This window comes from Acidovorax sp. KNOB132 (assembly GCF_057541515.1).
This window is the reverse complement of record NZ_BAAJYT010000433.1, coordinates 1-2,022: the sequence shown is the minus strand read 5'-3', so window position 1 is coordinate 2,022 and position 2,022 is coordinate 1. Positions and strand designations below refer to the sequence as shown.

General features: G+C 72.4%; 2 protein-coding genes. Both read left to right on the top strand.

The annotated features are described in order from the left end of the window. Positions 1 to 938 (top strand): class I SAM-dependent methyltransferase (locus AC27IO_RS23430; protein WP_498741066.1); only part of this gene is annotated, 938 nt, incomplete at its 5' end. Between the two features lie 51 nt (positions 939 to 989). After that, positions 990 to 2,022 (top strand): SPOR domain-containing protein (locus tag AC27IO_RS23425; RefSeq protein WP_498741065.1); only part of this gene is annotated, 1,033 nt, incomplete at its 3' end.

Here is a 2,022-nt window from a genome sequence, read left to right as displayed (position 1 = left end):
TGCAGGCCAGCCTGCCGGCGCGGCTGCTGGCGCGGCTGTTCCACCTGCGCCGCGCCAACACCCGCCGGGGCAGCCGCCAGAACATCTCGTTCCATTACGACATGGGCAACGACTTCTATGCCCAGTGGCTGGACCCGGACATGCTCTATTCCAGCGCCATCTACGCCACGGGCCAGGAATCGCTGGAGCAGGCGCAGCAGGCCAAGCTGGCCCGCATCGCCACCCTGCTGGCGCCCCGGGCCGGCGAACGCGTGCTGGAGATCGGCTGCGGCTGGGGCGCCCTGGCCATTGCCCTGGCCCGCGACACCGGCGCATCGGTGACCGGCCTCACCCTGTCGTCCGAGCAGTTGCGCCACGCCCGCCAGCGCGTGCATGACGAGGCGCTCACCGAGCACATCGATCTGCGGCTGCAGGACTACCGCGACGTCGAAGGCCAGTTCGACCACATCGTCTCCATCGAAATGCTGGAGGCCGTGGGCGAGCGGTACTGGCCGGCCTATTTCGAAACGCTCAAAGAGCGGCTGCGCCCCGGCGGCCGGGCCGTGGTGCAGGTCATCACCATCGCGGACGCGCAGTTCGAACAGTACCGCAGCACCACCGACTTCATCCAGCGCTACATCTTTCCGGGCGGCATGCTGCCCTCGCCCTCCCGGCTGCGGCAAGCGCTGGCGAACGCGGGCCTGGCACTGCAGGCCGCGGAAACCTTCGGCCCCAGCTATGCGACCACCTTGGCCGAATGGCGCCACCGCTTCCTGAGCGCCTGGCCCACGATCGAGCCGCTGGGCTTCGATGCGCCGTTCCGGCGGCTGTGGGAGTACTACCTGTGCTATTGCGAAGCCGGCTTCAGCACCGGCCGGGTGGACGTGGGCCTGTACACCATCGTCCATGCCCCGCCGGGCGCCCCGGACACGCCTGGCGCATCGCACCGCCCCGGGTAAACCGCACGCGCCCAGCGCCCCACACGGCGGGGTGCGTGCCAGAATCTCGCCATGCTTGCCCACACGGCTTATTCGGCCCATGCCGCCCTCGTTCCGCGCCGCTCCGACGACACCACGATGGGAACGCTCTACCGCGCCGCGATCGGCCCGGTCAATGCCGACTACTACCTGCCCGCCTTCGAGCGGCTGGACACCGCGGGCCGCCCGCTGCCGCGCTGGAACTGGGCCGCGGCCCTGTGCACGCTGAACTGGCTGGTGTTCCGCCAGCTTTGGGGGGCCGCCCTCGTCTACGTGGCCGCCCTCGAAGGCGTGGCATTGCTGGTGTTCGCGCTGGGCCAGTACGTGGCGCAGTGGCCGCTGCCGGTGCTGTCGGGCGTGCTGCTCGCGCTTTTGCTGGCCGCCACCGTGGTGCCGGGGCTGTACGGCGACGCCATCTTTCATGCCGAGGTGCGCAAGCGCATCACCAAGGCGCTCTCGGCCTCGGCCACCTTGCCCCAGGCGGGCGAATGGCTCGCCCGCCGCGCGGCGACCCGGCGCCGGCTGGGGTGGATCGCCGCGGCCAACGTGGCGCTGGCGGTGGCCGCGCTGGCGCTGTACCTGCTGCTGCCTGCCGGGGCTTCTTTGGCAGGCCCTGCCACCGGCAGCACCCCTGCGGCAGCGCCCACGCCCGCCGCATCGGCCGTGCCAGCGACCGCCATCGGGATGGCACCTGCCGCCAGGCCAGCGGCATCGAACGGGGCCAGCGGTGCCGTGCAGGCCGAAGCGCCGGCCACCGTCCCGCTCCCTGGCCCCACTCCCACCGAATCATTCGCAGCCGGGGCCAGTGCACCCGCCGCGCCCGTCCCTGCGGCCTCGCTGCCGGCGAAAGCACCAGCCACGCAAGCCACTCCGCGCGCGCCAGCGGCCTCCTCCGCAGCGGCCCCGTCCATAGCGGCTCCGGCATCTGCCGTCGCCTCCCAGGTCTCGGCAGAACCCACGCGGGCCACGGCGCTCAGCGCGTCCTCCCCCGTGCAGTCGCCCGTCGCCCGGTCCGCTCCATCCGCGGCCTCCGTCCCGGCCGCCATGCCAGCGCGGGCGACAGCCG